Below are 20813 nucleotides of genomic sequence, written 5' to 3'. Positions count from 1 at the left end.
ACTCTTTATTCATTGACTTTACATAAAATGAATACTACTCTTATAAGCAATATTAAAGTTATGTTAAAGGAAATCGTTTGCAACATAATCTTTATTATTTCATTTTAGGTAACAATATATAGAGAGATATTAAAGGGGGATTTTCTATATGCTTAAAGAAGCGATCTATCATAGGCCAAAAGATAATTATGCATACGCTTACAACGAAAAAATAATTCACATCCGAATACACACAAAAAGAGATGATGTTCACAGCGCCGCCCTCATCTACGGTGATCCGTATGAATGGCAAGATGGGAAATGGATTACTGCGAGTACACCTATGAAAAAAACCGGATCTACTGATTTATTTGATTATTGGTCGGTTTCAATCGAGCCGAAATTTAAACGCTTACGATATGGATTCGAATTAAAAAACGACGTAGACACTCTTATTTATACAGAAAGAGGATTTTTTTCTAACATTCCAAATGACGATGTCGGTAACTTTTTCTGCTTTCCATTCATTCATGCAAAAGACGTTTTCAGAGCACCATCCTGGATTAAAGACACAGTATGGTATCAAATTTTCCCGGAACGATTCGCTAACGGGGATAACACATTAAATCCGGCAAACACCCTCCCTTGGGGAAGTACCGAACCAACTCCAACTAATTTTTTCGGCGGAGATTTTGCTGGTATTATTCAAAACCTTGATTACCTTGTGAAGCTTGGAATTTCCGGAATATATTTCACTCCTATTTTCAAAGCTCATTCGAATCATAAATATGACACAATTGATTACATGGAAATCGACCCACAATTTGGGACGAAAGAAACTTTCAAAGAACTCGTTCAGGCGTGTCATAAACATGGTATAAAAGTAATGCTCGACGCTGTTTTTAATCATAGCGGGTACTTCTTTGATAAATTTCAAGACGTGCTGGAACAAGGTGAAAATTCCGCCTATAAAGATTGGTTCCATATTCATGAATTTCCAATTATAACCGAGCCACTTCCTAACTATGATACTTTCGCATTTACACCATATATGCCTAAATTAAATACGGCACATCCAGATGTAAAAGAATATTTACTTGAAGTAGGTCGTTATTGGGTAAGGGAATTCCATATAGATGGTTGGCGCCTTGATGTAGCAAATGAAGTCGATCACAGTTTTTGGAGAGAATTCCGAAGTGAAATAAAAGCATTGAATCCTGAAGTATATATTTTAGGCGAAATTTGGCACGATGCACTCCCATGGCTACAAGGTGATCAATTTGATGCTGTAATGAGCTATCCGGTTACAAACGCTCTACTTTCTTACTTTGCTAACGAGTCCATTAATTCAAGTGAATTTATGAAACAAATTACAGATTCTCTACATTCCTACTCTATGAATGTAAATGAAGCAGCATTTCATTTATTAGACAGTCATGACACACCTAGAATTTTAGCAACATGTAATGGGGATAAAAATAAGTTAAAGTTACTCTATGTATTTCACCTTTCTTTCATCGGTTCTCCTTGTATTTATTACGGCGATGAAATCGGTATGGATGGTGGAATGGACCCTGGCTGTCGCAAATGCATGATATGGGATGAAAAAGAACAGGATACTCTTTTATTTACACATATACAAACATTAATTTCATTACGGAAACAACATAAAGCATTTGGAGGAAACGGTATTTTTCAATTCATTGAGGCAAATGATGAACATAATTATATTTCTTATACAAAAACATATGAAGATGAAACTATCTTTTTCGTTTTAAATCCTACTAACAGTGAAGTTACAACTTCACTCCCTCTTCATATTACCAGGAAGAAAATAATTAACATTTATACAAACGAAGAATTTTCAGCGGAAGCAAGTGTATTACAAGTTACACTTCCACCGTATGGATTCTCTATTTTAAAATGGTAATAGTAAAAGCCTTATGCCAGGGTGGCATAAGGCTTTTCTTATTTCAATTTAAATACCATTGCTTCATACGGTCGTAATGTAATGTTTTCTATCAATACATTTTCTACATCATAATTGTGTATTAATAACTCTGCTTCACTATAAATAATGTCCTCAGGCAATTCAAATACACATTCCTCTGCAGTAAAGTTTGCAATCACCAGAAGCTTTTCTTCTCCATATGTTCTTACATAAGCAAAAATAGAAGGGTTATTTTCTAGTATTAAATCATATGTTCCATACACAACTATTTCATTGTTTTTACGTAACTCAATCAATTTTTTATAGTAATAAAAAATTGATTCTTCGTCTTGGATCGCCTGTTTCACATTAATCTCTTTGTAGTTAGGATTTACCGCAATCCAAGGCTCACCCGTTGTGAATCCAGCATGTTCTCTATCATCCCACTGCATCGGAGTTCTAGCATTATCTCGGCCCTTTATATATATAGACTGCATCACTTTATCTATATCTTCGCCGCGCTCTATAACTTTTTCTTTATACATATTTAGTGTTTCAATATCTCGGTATTCATCAATTGATTCAAACCGAACATTGGTCATTCCGATTTCTTCTCCTTGATAAATATATGGTGTCCCTTTCATCATATGAAGTACTGTCGCTAACATTTTCGCTGATTCAGTATGATAAGCTCCATCATTACCAAAACGAGATACAACGCGAGGCTGGTCATGGTTATTCCAATAAAGGCTATTCCATCCTGTTTGTTCTAATGCTTTTTGCCACTTTGTTAAATTTTGTTTCAAAGTAAGAAGTGAGCATGGTTTTACATCCCATTTCCCGCCTTCTCCGGAATCTAAATCCATATGTTCAAATTGGAATACCATTTGCAGTTCTTTTCTAGCTTCCCCTGTATACAATTTAGCCTCTTCTGTCGTTACACCAGGCATTTCCCCAACCGTCATAATGTCATACTGAGACAATACGTCTTCATTCATTTCATGCAAATACTTATGAATATTCGGACCGTTCATAAAATGTTTATGCCCTGAAACATATCCTTCTTCATCCGTTTCAACAGATGGTAGGCCATCTTCTTTAGAAATAAAATTAATAACATCCATACGGAACCCATCAATTCCTTTTTCTAACCAAAACTTCATCATGTCATAAACATCTTGTCTTACCTTTTCATTATCCCAGTTTAAATCTGGCTGTTTTTTAGAAAACAGATGCAAATAATATTCATCTGTCATTTCATCATATTGCCATGCAGAGCCACTAAATGCTGCTCCCCAGTTATTCGGCTCTTTCCCTTCATTTCCAGGACGCCATATATAATAGTCTCTATATTTATTATCTTTCGATTTACATGATTCAATAAACCAATTATGTTCATCTGAAGTATGATTAACAACTAAGTCCATCATAAGTTTCATATTACGTTTATGCATTTCATGTAATAGTTCATCCCAATCTTCCATTGTTCCGAACTCATTCATAATTTTACAATAATCACTTATATCGTAACCATTATCATCGTTTGGAGATTCATAGACTGGTGATAACCAAATTACATCAATACCTAATTCTTTTAAGTAATCTAGCTTCGCAAGAATACCACGAAGATCACCTATACCATCACCGTTACTATCCATAAAACTACGAGGATAAATTTGATATACTACACTTTCTTTCCACCATTGTTTTTCCATTATGCTACCCCATTTCATCTATACTATTGATTCTTTTTTCTTTTTTTAAGGCGCAAACGTTTTCATTACTGAATGATAACAGATTCTATCCAAATTTAAAATAGCGCTTACAATATTTATTTTCTTTTTCTAATAAAACATGTGGAACTTATTATATATTCATAGGAATAATGAAAACGTTTTATTTTTTTATAGTGTTTTTATTTCTTTTTTGAATCTATTCGTTTATAATAAATTCAAAGAAAACGTTTGCATAAACTTTCTAGGGGGAAATATCATGGCAGAACTTAAATTAGAAAATATTTATAAAATATATGATAATAACGTAACAGCCGTAACAGATTTTAATTTACACATTCAAGATAAAGAATTTATCGTATTCGTTGGTCCTTCTGGCTGCGGAAAATCTACAACACTACGAATGGTAGCTGGGCTTGAAGATATTTCAAAAGGAGAATTTTCAATTGATGGTAAGCTAATGAACGATGTTCCTCCAAAAGATCGAGATATCGCAATGGTCTTCCAAAACTACGCTCTTTATCCACATATGAGTGTGTATGATAATATGGCATTTGGATTAAAACTTCGAAAAATACCAAAAGATGAAATCGACCGTCGAGTGAAACATGCAGCTCAAATTTTAGGGCTTGAACAATATTTAGATAGAAAACCGAAAGCTTTATCAGGTGGACAACGTCAACGTGTTGCATTAGGTAGAGCAATTGTTCGAGACGCAAAAGTCTTCTTAATGGATGAACCATTATCAAACTTAGACGCTAAACTACGTGTTGCAATGCGATCAGAAATTTCCAAATTACACCACCGCCTTGGCACAACGACAATTTATGTAACACATGATCAAACTGAGGCAATGACAATGGCTTCACGCCTTGTTGTTATGAAAGACGGCAAAATCCAACAAATTGGAACTCCAAAAGAAGTATATGAAACACCTGAAAATATTTTCGTTGGTGGTTTTATCGGTTCACCCGCAATGAATTTCTTCCGTGGAAAATTAACTGAAACCGATTTCGTTATAGACAGTTCACTAAAGTTTAAAGTATCTGAAGGAAAAATGAAGTTATTACGCGAACAAGGCTATGTAAATAAAGAAATTGTTTTAGGTATTCGTCCAGAAGATATTCATGATGAACTATTATTTTTAGAAGCTTCACAATCTACTACTTTCACAACGAAAATTGAAGTTGCAGAGTTGTTAGGGGCTGAATCCATTTTATATATGAAACTTGGAGATCAAGATTTTGCAGCACGTGTTGATGCAAGACATGCATTTTCACCTGGAGATCAAATTAAACTAGCATTTGATATGAATAAAGCGCATTTCTTTGATAGTCAAACTGAACAACGTATTCGCTAAGTATACATGCAAATACAACACTTTCTTTTTTAGGTAGAAAAGAGAACCTAGCCATGCATAGAAACGGTCAGATCCTCTTCCTACCCCGTGCCAAATTAAAACAAAAAAATAGTGGGTACGAAATCACTTGTATTCTGTATAGTTGCTACTTATACGATAAGAAATTAGAATGGCTGAAAATACACACAAAAAAACCGTCCACATATTTTGAGGGCGGTTTTCATTATTATACGAGGGCTTCTACTGTATGAAATGATTGTCCTTTCGTGCCAATAATACCGAAAATCGGTAAGTCACTCAGCACCACTTCTTCTTGCTGTTTCATAAAAGATGACGTTAATTGTTTTATCTCTATCCAAACGTCATTAATACAAAGTACATTGGAATCGTTCTCTTGTTGGCGAGAAAAAATAGAATCTATTTTATATAAACCAGCATTTTGAAAAAGCATATCAATGCGACTAAATGCATTCAAAGTAATACTGATAACGCGTTGCCAATCTCCTTGCTTTCCCATATCATAGGATACAAAAAGTGCTTCTCCGCCTAGATTCGTAATTTCCTCCACTGTTGCTTGTCCACTTTCTTGATCAATGTCCGTCACAATTACTTTTGCGCCTTGTTTAGCCAACAAAAGAGCTGTATTACGTCCAATACCGATGCCACCGCCAGTTACGATAGCAACTTTCCCTGCAAGCTTCATTTTCATTACCCCTTCTATAAGTCTTACCGTCATTCAGTATACTCTTTTATTATATTAGTCCGCAAGCAGGAAAAGTTTACTCTACAACTTGTAAGCGATTACTTTTCTGTTTCTTTTTTTTTCTTACTATTATATTGATCGAAGGTTAAACCAATAAAAATAAGAATCCCCCAAAATATTAAGCTACCTCCAGTCATTCTAAATCCCCCTTTGTTATATAACGATATTATTTATATCCATTATACCATTCTCTTAATTTTCAATCTATTTAAAACGAAAATAGGATGTTTGAATTAGCTACAGCTTCTTTAAACATCCATCAATAATATGGAGGGTATTATATAGGAAATATCCGCCCTATATCAATTCCATTTATCTAATTTTCCAAAAAAAAGATAATGATGAAATTTTTCACGAAATTAAAAATAAGACTTTTTATATACAAATGATAAAAAGTCTTATTTCATTAGTAGCACGTATAATCTAAATATTAATTATACAAGACTCATCACTTTCGTCTTTGCAATTAAATCATGGAAGCCACAATTATCTTTGCGGAATAACATCATATATACATTGCATATTAATGGAACTCCAAGTAATAATATGCTTGGTAATAATAATACCAAAAATCGTATTATTAATGTTTGTAACGTTAGTTTTTCACTTGTTAACGAGATTATTTTTGTTCTTGTTACCTTTTTACCAAGTGTAGAACCGTTCCAAAGAAAAGGTAACACAATAAAATTTATAGCCATTAATACGAAAACAAGTGTAAGGTCATATCTATAGTCACCTAAACTTATATTAAAACGATTGAAAATAGCACTATAGTTTCCGGTAATAATAGCTACTACTGCACCGTACGTAACCGAGATTAAAAACATGTCAATAAGGGAAGCACCTATGCGATTCATTACAAGCGCTGGACGATGCATCTTTAACTTCATTTTGTGTCGACTCCTTCATATCCTTCTTTACCCGTCTCATCGTACCACTTCTAAAAAACATTGTAAACTGGCGTTTCGCTTACTTTTCTTGTACAATGTGTTACAACAGCACTGTAAAGGAGGTTCCCATATTGAAAAGATGGATAATCCTATTTGCCGCACTCTTATTAACAGGTTGTACAGGCAATACAAACCATTTGACCTATACAATTAACGATGAATATGAACTCATACATACTTCTGGAGATGCATTTGAACTTTTCCCATCGCAGGATGCTGTATATGCTACACAATACATCCCTGCAAAAATTACAGAAATTGCTTGGGACGATAAATACATTATCACAAAGCAAATTGAGGAAAAATCAGATCCAAATAATCCTGACGCAGCAATTACAAATAAAAAAAGTGAACATTATTGGATCATCGATGTAAAGCATAATAAACGATTTGGTCCTTATAATGAAAAACAATTTAACGAGCAAAAAGATGCTTTTAAAATTACAGTGCCTTTTCAAAGTGTAGATTCATATGTGAAAGAGCTAAAAAAACAGTCAGCATAACTTTTTATGCTGACTGTTTTTGCTTAAATTATTATAAAGACACTTTATTTAGAGAGTGAAATATTAAAAGTTTGCGGTTCTTTAACAGCTTCATTTGTGTCTCCTGCTGCTAAATCATCTGTCGTAAACTTAATATCCTTTACTTTTTCTTTTCCATCATCAAGTATTAAACCGATAATTCCTTCTCGTGTCTCACCAGGCCTATAATCTTCCCTTGAAACACTCTTTGTACCAACGAGCGTATCTTCATCATATAAAAAGTTTTGAGTCGCTACATTAAAATGTTGTTTGTCATTTATAGCAACATCATTCATAGAGAAAAATTGCATGTTCTTATCTCCACTATTCTCTACCTTATATGTAATTTCAACATACCGAATCGTATCGCTAATCTCTGTTCCACTTAACGATGCATATAATTCAGCATCTTCTTGACTCACTTTATCTCCCAATCTACGCTTTACTTCTTCAGGAGTTAATGCAGTATACACTTTCAATGTATTTTTTGCCTCTTTGCTCATTTGTGATAATGAGATAACTTTAACGTCTTGTACGTGAATTTTCATTGGGGCTACTTCAAATGTCTGATTCACAGAATGAATCTGTTCTAATTCAAATGTCCCCCACCCTTTTTCTTTCACTTTTTGTCCTACTTTTTTAAGCTCACGCCCACCATACTCTTTTGTTTCTGGAATAGATTCTTTCTTTTTAGGTTCTGCCTTCTTTTCTTCTTGCTGGAAGCAACCACTTAACATAAGAAGAAAACTGCATAAAACAAAAATACTTTTCCATGCTTTCATCATTTAATTTCTCCTAACACTATCATTCATTAATATAAATTAGTCCCTTGATTTGTAAACTATAGAAACAATAAGAAGTCCACAAAACAAACTTGTCAGTCCAGATACTATTATACCTCCTATTTAGAAAATATGAAAATAGGGGTCTAATAACGCGTGAACGATAAATATAATAATCGCCACAACGATAGATGAAGCCCAATATTTCTTTTTTTCCGAAGTTAAACTAGTATCTTGATCAGTTTCCCTCCTATATTTCCATAGTACATATATTAGTAATAGTAGACCAAAACACGTACTCCCATGCTGTAAAAATTTATAAATCGGAATACTATATACTTCTTGCTGTAACAGCGGTATTTTCATAACAAAATAGCCTGTCTTATGAGTAAAAGCATCCCAAACGACATGCGTCACCATACCGAATAAAGCAGAATAGCAAAATACAAAAAAGTCCTTCCAAGTATATAGCCCCCACTTCGCATCTACTACATATTTATAGTAATTAGCAAAAGGCTTAGGTAAATGTGTTATAAACGGTCCTTTTAAAATACGATGATATGCATATGCTAATAAAAAAACGAGTGGTAAATTCAAATAGAAGAAACCAGCCCATGTATGGCCAATAATACCGTATGGCCTAAAATATAAAAAATATTCAAAATCAGGTGCCATACTACCCAATATAAGAGCCGTCACCGAAATATAACTAGAATGTTTCTTAGCAAAAGGGAGAACAGCTGCTGGATGTGCAAATGTAAACGGCATATTTTAACTCCTTTTCATATTTCCAATAGAATACATATTATCATAACGATATGAACAATCTCTATGCAATATTTATTTTCACATTGGAATATGATAGTTTAAATGTTATAATCCACATAAAATATTCAGAAAATAGGAGGAGTTCACGTGTCGTTAACACTTGTATTTTTTCTTGTTCTGTCTACCTTGTTTTTAAGTACATACATCGGCTTCTTTCTATGGAAGCACTTGAAAATTATAAAATATATGCCTGCTCTCTTTGGCTTTATGAGCGTTCTTTTCATTTTCATATGGAAGAGAATGACTTTCAGCTGGGAAGGGCTTGGTTTTGGCGCACTTCAATATACAATATTACTAGCAAGTTGTATTACACTTGTATTCGCTGCTTTTTTAGAAACAAAATCCGTTATGAATTGAGGTTTATATATTGATTGAAACACCCTTTTTAAAAAGCGTCTCATTACAAAAAGAAAATATCCCTAGCTTTTCCGCATATCCATACTGCTTACCGGCTATACGAACATTACAATCACTCCTTTTCCATCCGAATGTAACATTCATCATTGGAGAAAACGGAACGGGTAAATCAACATTACTCGAAGCGATTGCAGTTGCTTTAGGTTTTAATGCAGAAGGTGGAACGAAGAACTTCCGTTTCAACACGTACGATTCACATTCGTCTTTACATGAATACATTCGAATTTCAAAAAGTTTCAATACACCAAAAGACGGTTTCTTTCTTCGCGCTGAATCATTTTATAACGTTGCTTCTTATATCGATGAAATAGATGCTATAAAATCTTATGGCGGCGTTTCACTTCACGAACAATCACACGGCGAATCCTTCTTCTCATTATTTATGAATCGTTTTTCAGGACAAGGTTTATACATTTTAGATGAGCCTGAGGCAGCTTTATCCCCAATGAGACAACTTTCAATGCTCATTCGCATGCACGAACTAGCTGAACAAGGTTCACAATTTGTTATCGCAACGCATTCTCCCATTTTAATGGCTTATCCTGAATCTACTATATACTCTTTAACTCAAGAAGGGATTCACGAATCGACATTAGAAGAAACGGAGCATTACCAAACGACGAAACTTTTCTTTGAAAATCGCGATCGATTATTTCATCACTTATTTGAGTCATAAAAAAAGAGGCAGCAATCGCTGCCTCTTTTTTATAATGCTTCTATAAATAAAGCTACTCCAATACCGCCTCCAACGCATAGAGAGGCAATACCTTTTTCTAATCCACGTCGTTTTAATTCGTGAATTAAACTTACCGTAATACGAGCTCCTGTACAACCGATTGGATGTCCAAGTCCTACACCACTACCGTTTACATTCACTTTCTCACGGTCTAACCCTAACTCTTTCTCTACAGCTAGGTATTGTGCAGCGAAAGCTTCATTAATTTCAAGTAAATCTGCATCTTCTAATGACCAATCTACTTTTTCTAACCCTTTGCGAATTGCTGGTGCTGGTCCAATACCCATAATTTTCGGATCTACACCTGCTACTGAATATCCAACAATTCGAGCTAACGGTTGTAAGCCTTTTTCTTTCGCCTTTTCTTCACTCATTAATACTAAAACGGCACTTCCGTCATTAAGACCAGATGAATTCCCTGCAGTTACTGATCCATCTTTACGGAAAGCTGGTTTTAATCCTGCTAATTTTTCAGCTGTAATATCTGCACGTGGATGTTCATCCTTTGCAAATACAACTTCTTTTCTACGTTCTTTTATTGTAATAGGAACAATTTGGTCGTCAAAGTATCCAGACTCCATCGCTTGCAGCGCTAATGTATGACTACGAAGCGCAACTTCATCTTGTTCCTCTCTTGTAATTTCATATTGTTCAACTAAATTTTCCGCTGTTTCACCCATCATAATATGGTGAATCGGATCTTCTAAAACTTCCCACACCGTATCACGAATTTCTCCGTGCTGTAGACGTTGTCCCCAGCGGTGTTGTTTTAATGCATAAGGGCTCGAGCTCATTGCTTCTACTCCACCTGCAACAACAATATCACTTACACCTAATTGGATTTGCATTGCAGCAGACATAATTGCTTGCATACCTGAAGAACATTGACGTTGAATTGTATAACCAGTAACTGTGTCAGGAAATCCTGCCGCTAATGCAGCTGTTCTTGCTGTATTTGCTTCATCAGTTCTTTGAATACAATGACCTAAAATTACTTCATCAACTTCATGTGGCTCTACTCCGCCTCTTTTTACAGCTTCCTGAAGTACAGGAACAGCTAATTCTACTGGTGTTATATTTTTTAGTGCTCCTCCGAAAGTTCCAATAGGTGAACGAACTGCAGCTGTAATGACAACATTATGCATTTTGTACTTGCCCCTCTCTTATGTACCCTAGTAAGTTTTTAGGTGAAATCCCATAAGTTGTATGTCTAAAATTATCATACTATAAACATACCAAAAAATCAAAATATTTAATATAATAAAAATAGAAGGAATTAACCTTCTATTCTGTCAATGCGCATAAGAATTTTTGTAATATCTTCTCTGTCGTTTCATTCAATTTTGGTAACTTATCTACTGGAAAATATTGAAGTTGTAACCCTTCATGATCGAGCTTTAATTCTCCGCTTACATGATGTGCCTGATACAGATGAATCACATTAAAAATTTCATCTCCATTTGGATAACGGAAATAAACTTCCTTTCCTGAAAGAACGCCAAGAAATTGCATAATTTTCGCGTTTAGTCCCGTCTCCTCGAATAATTCTCTACGAGCAGTTTCTTCTGTCGTTTCTCCCAGTTCCATTGCCCCACCAGGTACGCCCCAATCATATGTATCTGAACGATATTGAAGCAATACTTCTTGATTATCATTTAATATAATAATTGCTGATCCTACTAAAATAAGTGGTCTCGTACCAACTACTTTGCGTAACTCTTCAATATACCCCAATATGTAAACTCCCCTTTCCTCACCCTTCCTTATCATAACAAAATTCTCTTTCTTTTGTTGCTGTAATTTTCAATAAAAAAGGAAGCTTCCACTTCCTTTTTTTACCGTTATCCTGTTATTTGCGGGCGGTAAGACCCCTACCTCAAAATTCAGCGAAAGTAAAGAAGTTAGGTGGGGATCGGGCTGCCCATAAAAGCCCGATTGGTGAGGGCTGATAATCAGTGGGCGATGAACAAAACCCCCACTGATTAAAGTTTCACTTTATTTCTTAAAGCTTTCGTATTTTACAACTTCAAAAGCTTCTTCAATTTCCTCATTATGATAATGGACATATGTAAAACGCCCTAATTCTACTAACCTAGCTATTTCTTGCAATGCTTTATGCTGATCATATGTTTCTTCAATTGTAATATGTACATAAAACTTCATTAATGGATGTTCATATAAAGGTTCTCCCACCTCTACATATACATCTTCAACCCCTTGCACAACTCTTACATAGCTCGCAAATTGATAAAGAGCTTCTCTGTCTGAAACGATTTTTAATGTATACATATATTCTCCCCCTTTTCTTTACTATATCAAAAAGCAGACCATACTACGTTATAGAACTATGAAATTTTTTCGACTTGTATTATATATATTCGTGCGATAAACAAGGCGTTTATCCATACATAGAATCTTTTCCCACATATATTATAGGAAGAATTTGTTCATTTGAGGTGTTCCTTATGGATTCATACGTTAATATATGTGTTTGCATTACTCCAGGCGCCGATATTTCTGACGACCGTATTGCAAAAGATTTAGCAGTTGCAGAATCAATTTGGCATCCCATTACATTTCAAATTAAAGAAGTAATTGTACTAAACGAGCTTTTCCGTTTTTCTAATCGGGAAATTAGTTATAAAAACTCCATTCAAAGTCAGGAAAAATTATCATCCTTTTTTCAAACTTGTGTTAACGAAGCTCCTGAATGCGACCTTTATATTTGTTATATTGGTAGTGATTATTTCAAAGAAACCGCAGTAATCGCTTGCGCTTACTCTCTAGCGAAACAACAGCAACTTACTGGTTACATCGTTTTAACAAACTCAGCTGCTCCAATGAAAAATATATACACCCTCGCTCACGAAATTGGTCATATTTTATTTACAAGACGAATTCATGGAAAACTTACTCATGCAGATCCTCATTCTCCAACTGGATCGGAGCACCACCCTTCTCCAACAAATCTTATGTATCCTATCGTACCTCGTCCTGAAAACGTCCATATTCATTCCTTATTAACAAACGAACAAAAGGAACTCTCCTTACAAAGTTCTTTATTACAAAGAAAAAAACAGTAACGATCTTGTTACTGTTTACAACAATTTATTCCAATTAACAAACGATATACCGGCTGCAAAGGATACACTATACACCTAAAACGAATCCCTCTAAAAATCAAAATATAGTATTTCTTTGGAAATAATTTTTTGTATATCCAGAGCAGCCACTTTTCTATTAATTTAAAAAGATACATTCAGACTTATCCCCTAATAAAATATTAAAATAGTCATCATGTATTTTTTTCATGAAAACAGTATAGTTGATCCTAGAAATCAAATCCCTCATATACATATAAATAACTACCCCTCTTGTTTATTCGTATACTTCTTTTTTTTCTAATTTTATATGAATTTTTAAAAGCATATAAATAACAATGAAAAGGATTATTTGTTGTACATACATTCCAATAATACTCGATACATCTATCATTACAAATACATATTCTAATACAATTGGAACTAGTAAATACGACAAAGTAAACCAACCACCAAATTTAATATTTGTAACAGCCGCTAAAAGAACTACTATACCAACAAGAATGAAGCTTTCTGTACTAGTAAACTTAATAAATGTTGTACCATAAAACTTATTTAATAATGCAATACTAAAAATTAATAAAAACCATATCGCACCACTTATATACATAATTAAAAATTCAGTTCTTTTACGCTTAAATGATGCCGTTCTCATCCCCCATATTAATACAATAATTCCTACAAAAATCATAATCGGATAGCCAATTAACTCAATTAAAGAATAAGACAAACGACGGTCGGCTGCACTAAAGAATACGCTCTTCATCATCGTGAAAGCCAATAAATTTACAATAAAGTAAAGTAATAATTTATAATTACCTTTTCTATCTATATCCATCTCTTCCGCAAGTTGATTAGCATATTCTTTTGGAGCATGACCAAATATATCACTTACCGTCTTTCCCTTCTTCTCACCTTCTATTAAATGTAGTTCTACATCTTCTAAAAAGAATTTAATATCCTTCTCACTTATTCCTTTTACTCTTAAATAGGCTCCTGTGTTTTCCAAAAAAGTTCGTGACTCATGAGAAAGCATCGCATTCCCTCCTTCCAAACTACTAGTTTACACTTTTTCTCTCTTCAATTTTTAAAGACCATCTCATTAACCCATATATACTTCCATACATAAGTAATATCTTTGCAATTCCCCAAAATACATTTTTTTCTTCTAATCCTTTAAATATAAACATAATCGCTAAAGGAACAATTAGCACCAAAACACCCATCCAACCAAGGACATACACTTCTCCAACGAAAAGTAATAAAAAGATACTTGCTGCTAATATATATGTTTGCATTGTCGACAATTGCAAAATAGGTGTACCGTACCATTTATCAACAAACATCAATAATACTAATAATAAAATGGGAACCATTACTATTATGTAAATAATCCCGAACTCTACAAATTTATTTTTAAAAGAAGACATTCTAAACGCAACAATGGTTCCAATAATCGTAATGATTAAGACGATAGGATAGCCAATTAACTGTATATTCGTTAGTGTAAATTGCTGATTTGGATTATTAAATAAAATATGAGTTAATATCCAATACCCGCCAATACCAATTATCATCGCAAGAATACTCTTTATACTCCCGCCTTTATCCTTCTCCATCTCTTTCGCTAATTCTTCTGCATATTCTTTTGGCGAATCACCAAATATATCACTTACCGTCTTTCCTTTTTTCTCACCTTCTATTAAATGTAGCTCTGCATCCTCTAGAAAAGCATCTACATCTTCTTCTTTAATTCCCTTCGTAATTAAATACACTTTCGTATCGATTAAAAACTTTTCCCCTTCTTTAGAAACTTGCATTAGAATCCCTCCCTTATTTAACCGTTTCTCTTCTATTCGCCTTCATCATAATTTCAAGGAAGATTAAAATAAACAAACTTCCGTATAAACAAATAATTTGAAATAACATTGGCACGAGATCTTCCGATGTGAACGTTTTAAAAACTAACATAATAGAAAGCGGAATAATTAAATATAAATTTTTAAACCATCCTTCAAAATATATATTTATAGCTACCGTGAGGATAAAGATCCCTCCAGCTAATATATAACTTTGGACTAGAGTCAACGTAAACATCGTTGTAGGATATATCACATCTAATATCGTAACTGCTCCTAATAAAAACATTGGCGCAATCATGACTAAAAACCACATAGAAAACCACGTTTTTGTAAAACTTGTTACAAATGTCATTTTACGAAGCAGAAAATTAGGACCCATTACAGCTACGATCAATGTAAAACTATAGCCAATACACTGAATAAGTGAAATCTGTAGAATTCCGTTATTCACTATTAAGATAGAAGCAATAATCCAAAACGATACGATATTCATTACCGTAAACCCAATTTGCTTCCAATTTTCCTGTCTATCCCTTTCCATTACTTTTACAAGTTCATTTGCATATTCTTTCGGTGAGCTTCCGAAAATATCTTCTACACTTTTCCCTTCACCCTCACCTTCTATTAAATGCAACTCTGCATCTTCTAAAAAGCTTTCAATATCGCTTTCTTTCACACTCTTTGCAGTTAAAAATAATCTCATATCTAATAAAAAATTTCGCGCTTCATTTGATAACATTATTTTTTTCTCCCCTTCCCTTCAAGTAGACGCTCTACACTACTTTGCATCGCTTCCCAGCGATCCATAAATTCATTAAGTGCTTCCTCGCCTTTTTCTGTTAATGTATAATATTTTCGCTTTGGGCCAGATGGAGATTCCTTCATTACACTTGTTATTAATCCTTCCTTTTGCATTCGTATTAATAACGGATAAATACTTCCCTCACTCGCCATTGTAAAACCATACTTCGCTAATCTTTCACTCATTTCATAACCGTATATTTCACCTTCAGAAATAATAGCAAGTAAGCATCCTTCTAAAATCCCTTTCAGCATTTGACTTGTCGACATAATTAAAATCCTCCTACTATCTTGTTTTACAAGATAGATAAGCGTAAGTATCTTGCTTTACAAAATAGTATAGCAAACGCTACTTTGCAAAACAAGATAGCTAGCAATATTTTTCCAAATGTTTGCAGGAATTTTATTATCACCTCTCTAAATAGAGCAATAAGAGAACTTTTATTATGAAGGAGTGTTTTTCATCATGGTTACAAATCGAGTTGTCTTTTTAACAGGTGCTGCGAGCGGTATTGGTTATGAAATGGGAAGTGCTTTTGCCAAAGAGGGTGCTAAAGTTGTGATTAGTGATCGTCTTGAAGAACGTGCGAAAGAAGCTGCTGAACAATTGCAAAAAGAAGGCTATCAAGCCATTGGTTTAAAATGTGACGTTACATCTGAAGAAGAAATTACAGCAGCAATTTCTCAAACAGTTACTCACTTCGGCTCATTAGATGTATTAATTAACAACGCAGGAATGCAACATGTTTCACCGATTGAAGATTTTCCAACTGATAAATTCGAGCTTCTTATTAAAATTATGCAAATCGCTCCATTTATCGCCATCAAACATGCTTTTCCGGTTATGAAAAAGCAAAAATATGGTCGTATTATTAATGTTGCTTCGATTAACGGACTTGTTGGATTCGCTGGAAAAGCTGCCTATAATAGCGCGAAACATGGCGTAATTGGATTAACAAAAGTTGCTGCTTTAGAAGGCGCTACTCACGGAATTACTGTTAATGCGCTTTGTCCTGGTTATGTCGATACTCCCCTTGTACGTAATCAATTACAAGATTTAGCCACTACAAGAAATGTACCACTTGAAAATGTTTTAGAAGATGTCATTTATCCTCTTGTACCACAGAAACGTTTGCTACAAGTACAAGAAATTGCTGATTATGCTATATTTTTAGCAAGTGAAAAAGCAAAAGGCATAACTGGTCAAGCTGTCGTTATCGATGGTGGATATACTGCTCAATAAAAAAATAAAGTTTGCTCTTCGCGAGCAAACTTTATTTTACTTTTTATCGCGAGGATCTTTCTACTTTAGTAATTGTTTAGGGAGTTTCTCAATTGCAACAATCACTCCGTCTAATTTACTTTCAATCCGATGGAGTAAATATAATGTTACAACAATTGGAAAGCCCACATTACCTATCATCCTAATCCACTCTTCCATCTTTCTCTCCTCCCTTCATTACATAAATAAGAGGAAAGGAAGACTTAAGGCATAAAAAACAAGCTATTTTTTATTAGCTTGTTTTTTAACTACTCAGCCATACATTTCATTTTTCAGCATATAGATTGCTACCATGAAGATATAAGTGGTCCTACACCTTGCTACCTTTCTTTGTTTTAAAACGTTGCGCGTGGTAGGAACAGGCACTTACCGCTCCTATACATAGCCAGTCCCTCTCGACCATTTAAAAACATGCTTTTCCACCGTTTTTTTATATAGCGACTGAGCAGTTAGCTTATTTTTTCAAATAATGATGTAATTTCTTGCTTATAATCTCCACGTAAAATACCTTTCTCAGTAATAATCCCCGTAATTAATTCATGCGGTGTTACATCAAATGCAGGGTTAAATACAGGCGTTCCAAGTGGCGCCACTTGTTTCCCAAAAATTTTCGTAACTTCTGTTTCATCTCTTTCTTCAATGACAATTTCAGCACCTATTTGTTTCGTAGTATCAAATGTAGATAACGGTGCTGCAACGTAAAATGGGATACCGAAATACTTTGCTAATATAGCTAAATTTAATGTTCCTATTTTATTAGCAGTATCACCGTTTTCAACGATTCGATCTGCCCCTACGATAATCGCATTAATTTCTTTCGTTCGAATTGCATGTGCTGCAGTATTATCCGTAATAAGCGTTACATCAATGTCTGCTTGTTTCAATTCCCATGTCGTTAAACGACCACCTTGTAAAACCGGCCTCGTTTCACACGCATACGCATGTAAACGCACACCCTTCTCTTTCCCAATATAAAATGGGGCTAATGCTGTTCCATATCTAGCAGTTGCAATACTTCCAGCGTTACAAATTGTTAAAATTTTATCACCGTCTCTAAAACATGTTAAAGCATGTTCTCCAATACTTCGGCACACCATTTCATCCTCTTGCTGAATATGAAGCGCTTCTTCTTCTAATATTTTTTGAGCTTCTTTTATTGTAGTAATCTCTTGAATAGATTCTCTCATACGATCGATTGCCCAAAATAAATTGACTGCTGTCGGGCGTGATGTTCCTAAATAGTTACAATCTCTATTAAACTTCTTTTGAAACTCATAGATATTTATAGCATCGTATTTCTTTGCCGCAAGCGCCAAACCAAACGCAGCTACAATTCCAATTGCAGGCGCTCCTCGTACTTCTAACATAATGATACTTTTCCATACATCTTCAACATTCGTTAATGTTTTGTATTCAGTGACATGCGGCAACTTTGTTTGATTTAATACTGCAATTGTATCGCCTTTCCAACTTACAGATCTCGGAATAGTAATAATTGTACTCATGCTTTTACGCCTCCAACTGTCTGTTGAAATAATGTTCGAAACAGTTGAATATCAGCACACTTAGCTTCATATTTTATTAGTTCTCTACCTAAGGATAACGCTTGTTTTTTAGCTTGAATTCTTTTTTCTTTATTTGCTATCCCATCTAAATCCGCTGCATGAGCTAAGCCAATTGTTCTACGAATCAGTTCACATCCGGCAAACCCGACGGCATCAGTAAAGATATTTTGCAAAATAATTGGTAACCATTGTTTTTCTTTCGTATATGCTTCTACACCTTCTCCAATCCATAACTTCGTAAAGTTTTCTACAAAATAACTCCATGTCTTTTCTATATGGAAAAATAGTACACTTCTCTTTTCTTCTTCTCTAGATAAAGCATTTAATAATAGATTTGCAATAAATTGACCGATATCAAATCCAAATGGACCGTACGTTGCAAATTCTGGATCAATCACTTTCGTTTCAGAAGGTGATGAAAAAATACTACCAGTATGTAAATCACCATGAATAAGCGCTTCTTTTCTCGTTAAAAACTTATATTTATATTGTGCTACTTTTAGCTTTAAAGTTTTGTCACTCCAAAGTTCATCAATCACTGACTGTAAATCTGACTCATAATCATTCGTATCATAATGTCCAAACGGATCCGTAAAAACTAAATCTTCTGTAATTTTACTAAGGTCTGGATTTACAAATGTACCTTCTAGTACCCTTTTCTCTTCTGACTGTAAACCGAAATCTGAAGTATAAAACAAAACATGTGCTAGAAAACGACCGATATGCTGGGATAAAAGTGGATATCCTTCTCCATCTATTAATCCTTTTCTTGTAATTGTTAGTCTTGATAAGTCTTCTATTACTGTAACTGCTAACTCTTCATCATGACTGTACACTACCGGAACATAATCTGGCACATACTTCGCAAAAATTTGTAATGCTTTACTTTCAATCGTCGCTCTTTTTATAGACAGTGGCCAGCTCTCACCAACTACTTTCGCATATGGCAGTGCTTGTTTTATTATAATAGACTTCTCTCCATCATCTAATTTGAACACGTAATTTAAATTTCCATCTCCAATTTCATGACAAACTACATTTGCTTTCTTTTCAAAATAACCGTGTTCTTTCGCATATTGTATAGCTGTTGTTTCAGTTAATGAATAATATCCCATCGTCTTCTCCTCCTTTTCATTCAGAGGTTTTTCTAAAATAGAAAAACCCCTTTCCACAAAGAAAGAGGTTTGAAGTTTATCTTCTCCCCTCTTATCTGCCAGAAAGTTTACTTCCTGCTGGAATTAGCACCGTGCCTTTTGGCGTCATAAACGCCCCATTTCACAATGGTATTACGGTCGGTTGCTGGGCTTCATCGGGCCAAATCCCTCCACCTGCTCTTGATAAGAGTTGCATATTTTTTTGAATTTTTAACTTTATGATGAAGACTATACCAAGAATAAAAATCACTTGTCAACATTTTATTTATATAATTCTGGACGGCGATCTGCAAAAACTGGGATTCCTTTACGTACCTCTTTAATCTTCTCGAATGTAAGCTCTCCAAATAAAATAGATTCCTCTTCATTTGCCTCTACCACAACCTCACCCCACGGATCGACAATTAAAGAATGACCTGCAAACTCATTATTCGGATCCTTTCCAGCCCTATTACATGCTACAACGTAACACTGATTTTCAACTGCTCTTGCTTGTAATAGCAAGCGCCAATGTGCCAAACGAACTAATGGCCATTCTGCTACAACGAATAAAACTTTTGCACCTTTAACTGTATGAACACGCATCCACTCCGGAAAACGAATATCATAACAAATTGTTCCAGCGCACTTTACATCATCTAGCGTAAATTCACCTGTCTCATTACCAGCAACTAAATATTTATGTTCATCCATAAGCTGAAATAAATGCACTTTACTATATTCATTTACTTGCTGCCCTTCGCGGCTTACAACATACATCGTATTTGTAACACCTTGCTCTGTTTGCTTTGCTACGGAACCACCAACAATATGTACACCATATTGTTTCGACCATTCTTTCAACATTTCTTGCGTTTTCAATCCATCCCTATCTGCAATCTCAGAAAGCCTTGTTAAATCATATCCCGTTGTCCATAGTTCTGGTAAGACGACAACGTCTGGTTTCTCCTTCATCGCTTCGCTTATTTTATTTTTAGCGCTCTCAATATTTTTTTCTACATTTCCAAAAGCAATATCCATTTGAATACATGCGACTTTCATTTTGTCAT

General features: G+C 34.5%; 23 protein-coding genes, 2 pseudogenes and 1 riboswitch. Of the genes and pseudogenes, 7 read left to right on the top strand and 18 right to left on the bottom strand.

Features of this window, described 5'->3' with window-relative positions; all coding sequences use genetic code 11:
- The first annotated feature begins 148 nt into the window (after positions 1-148).
- On the top strand, positions 149-1909 hold the full coding sequence (locus MR155_RS02650) for an alpha-glycosidase (RefSeq protein ID WP_242307832.1): 1761 nt from the start codon (positions 149-151) through the stop codon (positions 1907-1909).
- A 38-nt stretch (positions 1910-1947) separates the two neighbouring features.
- Here MR155_RS02650 and malL read toward each other — a convergent pair whose 3' ends face one another.
- Complete coding sequence (gene malL, locus MR155_RS02645) at positions 1948-3624, bottom strand: oligo-1,6-glucosidase (protein WP_242307831.1); 1677 nt, start codon at positions 3622-3624, stop codon at positions 1948-1950.
- A 277-nt stretch (positions 3625-3901) separates the two neighbouring features.
- Between malL and MR155_RS02640 the strand changes: the two genes are divergently transcribed.
- Positions 3902-5002: an ABC transporter ATP-binding protein gene (locus MR155_RS02640; protein WP_113937162.1), complete on the top strand. Its 1101-nt coding sequence runs from the start codon at positions 3902-3904 to the stop codon at positions 5000-5002.
- Between the two features lie 226 nt (positions 5003-5228).
- Here MR155_RS02640 and MR155_RS02635 read toward each other — a convergent pair whose 3' ends face one another.
- The 3 genes from MR155_RS02635 to MR155_RS02625 all read right to left on the bottom strand — a co-directional run bounded on the left by MR155_RS02635 (position 5229) and on the right by MR155_RS02625 (position 6655).
- Positions 5229-5738: an SDR family NAD(P)-dependent oxidoreductase gene (locus MR155_RS02635; protein ID WP_000218424.1), complete on the bottom strand. Its 510-nt coding sequence runs from the start codon at positions 5736-5738 to the stop codon at positions 5229-5231.
- 65 nt (positions 5739-5803) lie between these two features.
- Positions 5804-5902, bottom strand: coding sequence for a hypothetical protein (locus tag MR155_RS02630; protein ID WP_002142992.1), 99 nt, complete (start codon positions 5900-5902; stop codon positions 5804-5806).
- Positions 5903-6199: 297 nt separating this feature from the next.
- On the bottom strand, positions 6200-6655 hold the full coding sequence (locus tag MR155_RS02625) for an RDD family protein (RefSeq protein ID WP_002014800.1): 456 nt from the start codon (positions 6653-6655) through the stop codon (positions 6200-6202).
- Between the two features lie 131 nt (positions 6656-6786).
- On the opposite strand from MR155_RS02625, the gene MR155_RS02620 reads away from it, so the two are divergent.
- On the top strand, positions 6787-7218 hold the full coding sequence (locus tag MR155_RS02620) for a DUF3997 domain-containing protein (protein WP_002033805.1): 432 nt from the start codon (positions 6787-6789) through the stop codon (positions 7216-7218).
- Positions 7219-7262: 44 nt separating this feature from the next.
- Here MR155_RS02620 and MR155_RS02615 read toward each other — a convergent pair whose 3' ends face one another.
- Positions 7263-8021, bottom strand: coding sequence for a hypothetical protein (locus MR155_RS02615; protein ID WP_002066932.1), 759 nt, complete (start codon positions 8019-8021; stop codon positions 7263-7265).
- Between the two features lie 36 nt (positions 8022-8057).
- A pseudogene (locus tag MR155_RS02610) lies at positions 8058-8786 on the bottom strand (DUF4184 family protein).
- A gap of 147 nt (positions 8787-8933) precedes the next feature.
- On the opposite strand from MR155_RS02610, the gene MR155_RS02605 reads away from it, so the two are divergent.
- A complete protein-coding gene (locus tag MR155_RS02605) occupies positions 8934-9203 on the top strand; it encodes a hypothetical protein (protein WP_242246960.1) in 270 nt (89 codons plus the stop codon).
- Between the two features lie 10 nt (positions 9204-9213).
- Complete coding sequence (locus MR155_RS02600) at positions 9214-9939, top strand: AAA family ATPase (protein ID WP_002190550.1); 726 nt, start codon at positions 9214-9216, stop codon at positions 9937-9939.
- Positions 9940-9968: 29 nt separating this feature from the next.
- On the opposite strand, the gene MR155_RS02595 is transcribed toward MR155_RS02600, so the two are convergent.
- From MR155_RS02595 to MR155_RS02585, 3 genes are all read right to left on the bottom strand, one after another.
- Positions 9969-11144 carry an acetyl-CoA C-acetyltransferase gene (locus MR155_RS02595; RefSeq protein ID WP_002128911.1) on the bottom strand — a complete coding sequence of 392 codons (1176 nt, stop codon included), beginning with the start codon at positions 11142-11144 and terminating at the stop codon, positions 9969-9971.
- A 139-nt stretch (positions 11145-11283) separates the two neighbouring features.
- Positions 11284-11733: an NUDIX hydrolase gene (locus tag MR155_RS02590; protein WP_242307828.1), complete on the bottom strand. Its 450-nt coding sequence runs from the start codon at positions 11731-11733 to the stop codon at positions 11284-11286.
- Positions 11734-11994: 261 nt separating this feature from the next.
- On the bottom strand, positions 11995-12288 hold the full coding sequence (locus tag MR155_RS02585) for a DUF3928 family protein (RefSeq protein ID WP_002088390.1): 294 nt from the start codon (positions 12286-12288) through the stop codon (positions 11995-11997).
- A gap of 176 nt (positions 12289-12464) precedes the next feature.
- Between MR155_RS02585 and MR155_RS02580 the strand changes: the two genes are divergently transcribed.
- Positions 12465-13082 (top strand): ImmA/IrrE family metallo-endopeptidase, encoded by a 618-nt coding sequence (locus MR155_RS02580; protein WP_113937160.1) that lies wholly within the window; start codon positions 12465-12467, stop codon positions 13080-13082.
- A gap of 15 nt (positions 13083-13097) precedes the next feature.
- On the opposite strand, the pseudogene MR155_RS02575 reads toward MR155_RS02580, so the two are convergent.
- The 5 genes and pseudogenes from MR155_RS02575 to MR155_RS02555 all read right to left on the bottom strand — a co-directional run bounded on the left by MR155_RS02575 (position 13098) and on the right by MR155_RS02555 (position 16033).
- Positions 13098-13356: pseudogene (locus MR155_RS02575) on the bottom strand (DNA-binding protein).
- Positions 13357-13377: 21 nt separating this feature from the next.
- Positions 13378-14136, bottom strand: a complete 759-nt coding sequence (locus MR155_RS02570; RefSeq protein ID WP_242307825.1) for a DUF1129 domain-containing protein — start codon at positions 14134-14136, stop codon at positions 13378-13380.
- A gap of 22 nt (positions 14137-14158) precedes the next feature.
- Positions 14159-14920 carry a DUF1129 domain-containing protein gene (locus tag MR155_RS02565; RefSeq protein WP_219303461.1) on the bottom strand — a complete coding sequence of 254 codons (762 nt, stop codon included), beginning with the start codon at positions 14918-14920 and terminating at the stop codon, positions 14159-14161.
- Between the two features lie 13 nt (positions 14921-14933).
- Entirely contained in the window at positions 14934-15701 is a 768-nt protein-coding gene (locus tag MR155_RS02560) for a DUF1129 domain-containing protein (RefSeq protein ID WP_242307822.1), read from the bottom strand.
- Positions 15701-16033, bottom strand: a complete 333-nt coding sequence (locus tag MR155_RS02555; RefSeq protein WP_002033935.1) for a PadR family transcriptional regulator — start codon at positions 16031-16033, stop codon at positions 15701-15703. The genes MR155_RS02560 and MR155_RS02555 overlap by 1 nt, the downstream gene beginning before the upstream one ends.
- Before the next feature lie 196 nt (positions 16034-16229).
- Between MR155_RS02555 and MR155_RS02550 the strand changes: the two genes are divergently transcribed.
- Positions 16230-17006, top strand: a complete 777-nt coding sequence (locus MR155_RS02550) for a 3-hydroxybutyrate dehydrogenase (RefSeq protein WP_219303463.1) — start codon at positions 16230-16232, stop codon at positions 17004-17006.
- 60 nt (positions 17007-17066) lie between these two features.
- On the opposite strand, the gene MR155_RS02545 is transcribed toward MR155_RS02550, so the two are convergent.
- From MR155_RS02545 to MR155_RS02530, 4 genes are all read right to left on the bottom strand, one after another.
- Positions 17067-17204: a YvrJ family protein gene (locus MR155_RS02545; protein WP_000393342.1), complete on the bottom strand. Its 138-nt coding sequence runs from the start codon at positions 17202-17204 to the stop codon at positions 17067-17069.
- Between the two features lie 290 nt (positions 17205-17494).
- A complete protein-coding gene (gene mtnA / locus MR155_RS02540) occupies positions 17495-18550 on the bottom strand; it encodes an S-methyl-5-thioribose-1-phosphate isomerase (RefSeq protein WP_242307804.1) in 1056 nt (351 codons plus the stop codon).
- Positions 18547-19725 carry an S-methyl-5-thioribose kinase gene (gene mtnK / locus MR155_RS02535; RefSeq protein WP_219303465.1) on the bottom strand — a complete coding sequence of 393 codons (1179 nt, stop codon included), beginning with the start codon at positions 19723-19725 and terminating at the stop codon, positions 18547-18549. The genes mtnA and mtnK overlap by 4 nt, the downstream gene beginning before the upstream one ends.
- Positions 19726-19813: 88 nt before the next feature.
- Positions 19814-19954, bottom strand: a riboswitch (SAM riboswitch).
- Between the two features lie 71 nt (positions 19955-20025).
- The gene (locus MR155_RS02530; RefSeq protein WP_219303466.1) at positions 20026-20805 is read right to left on the bottom strand and encodes a carbon-nitrogen family hydrolase; all 780 of its coding nucleotides are present in this window, start codon (positions 20803-20805) and stop codon (positions 20026-20028) included.
- Positions 20806-20813 lie beyond the last annotated feature (8 nt).

Origin of the sequence: Bacillus cereus group sp. BfR-BA-01331 (assembly GCF_022663915.1) — a bacterium.
Lineage (GTDB): Bacteria > Bacillota > Bacilli > Bacillales > Bacillaceae_G > Bacillus_A > Bacillus_A mycoides.
Note: the sequence above shows the minus strand (reverse complement) of the source record. Positions and strands in the feature narration are given on the sequence as shown.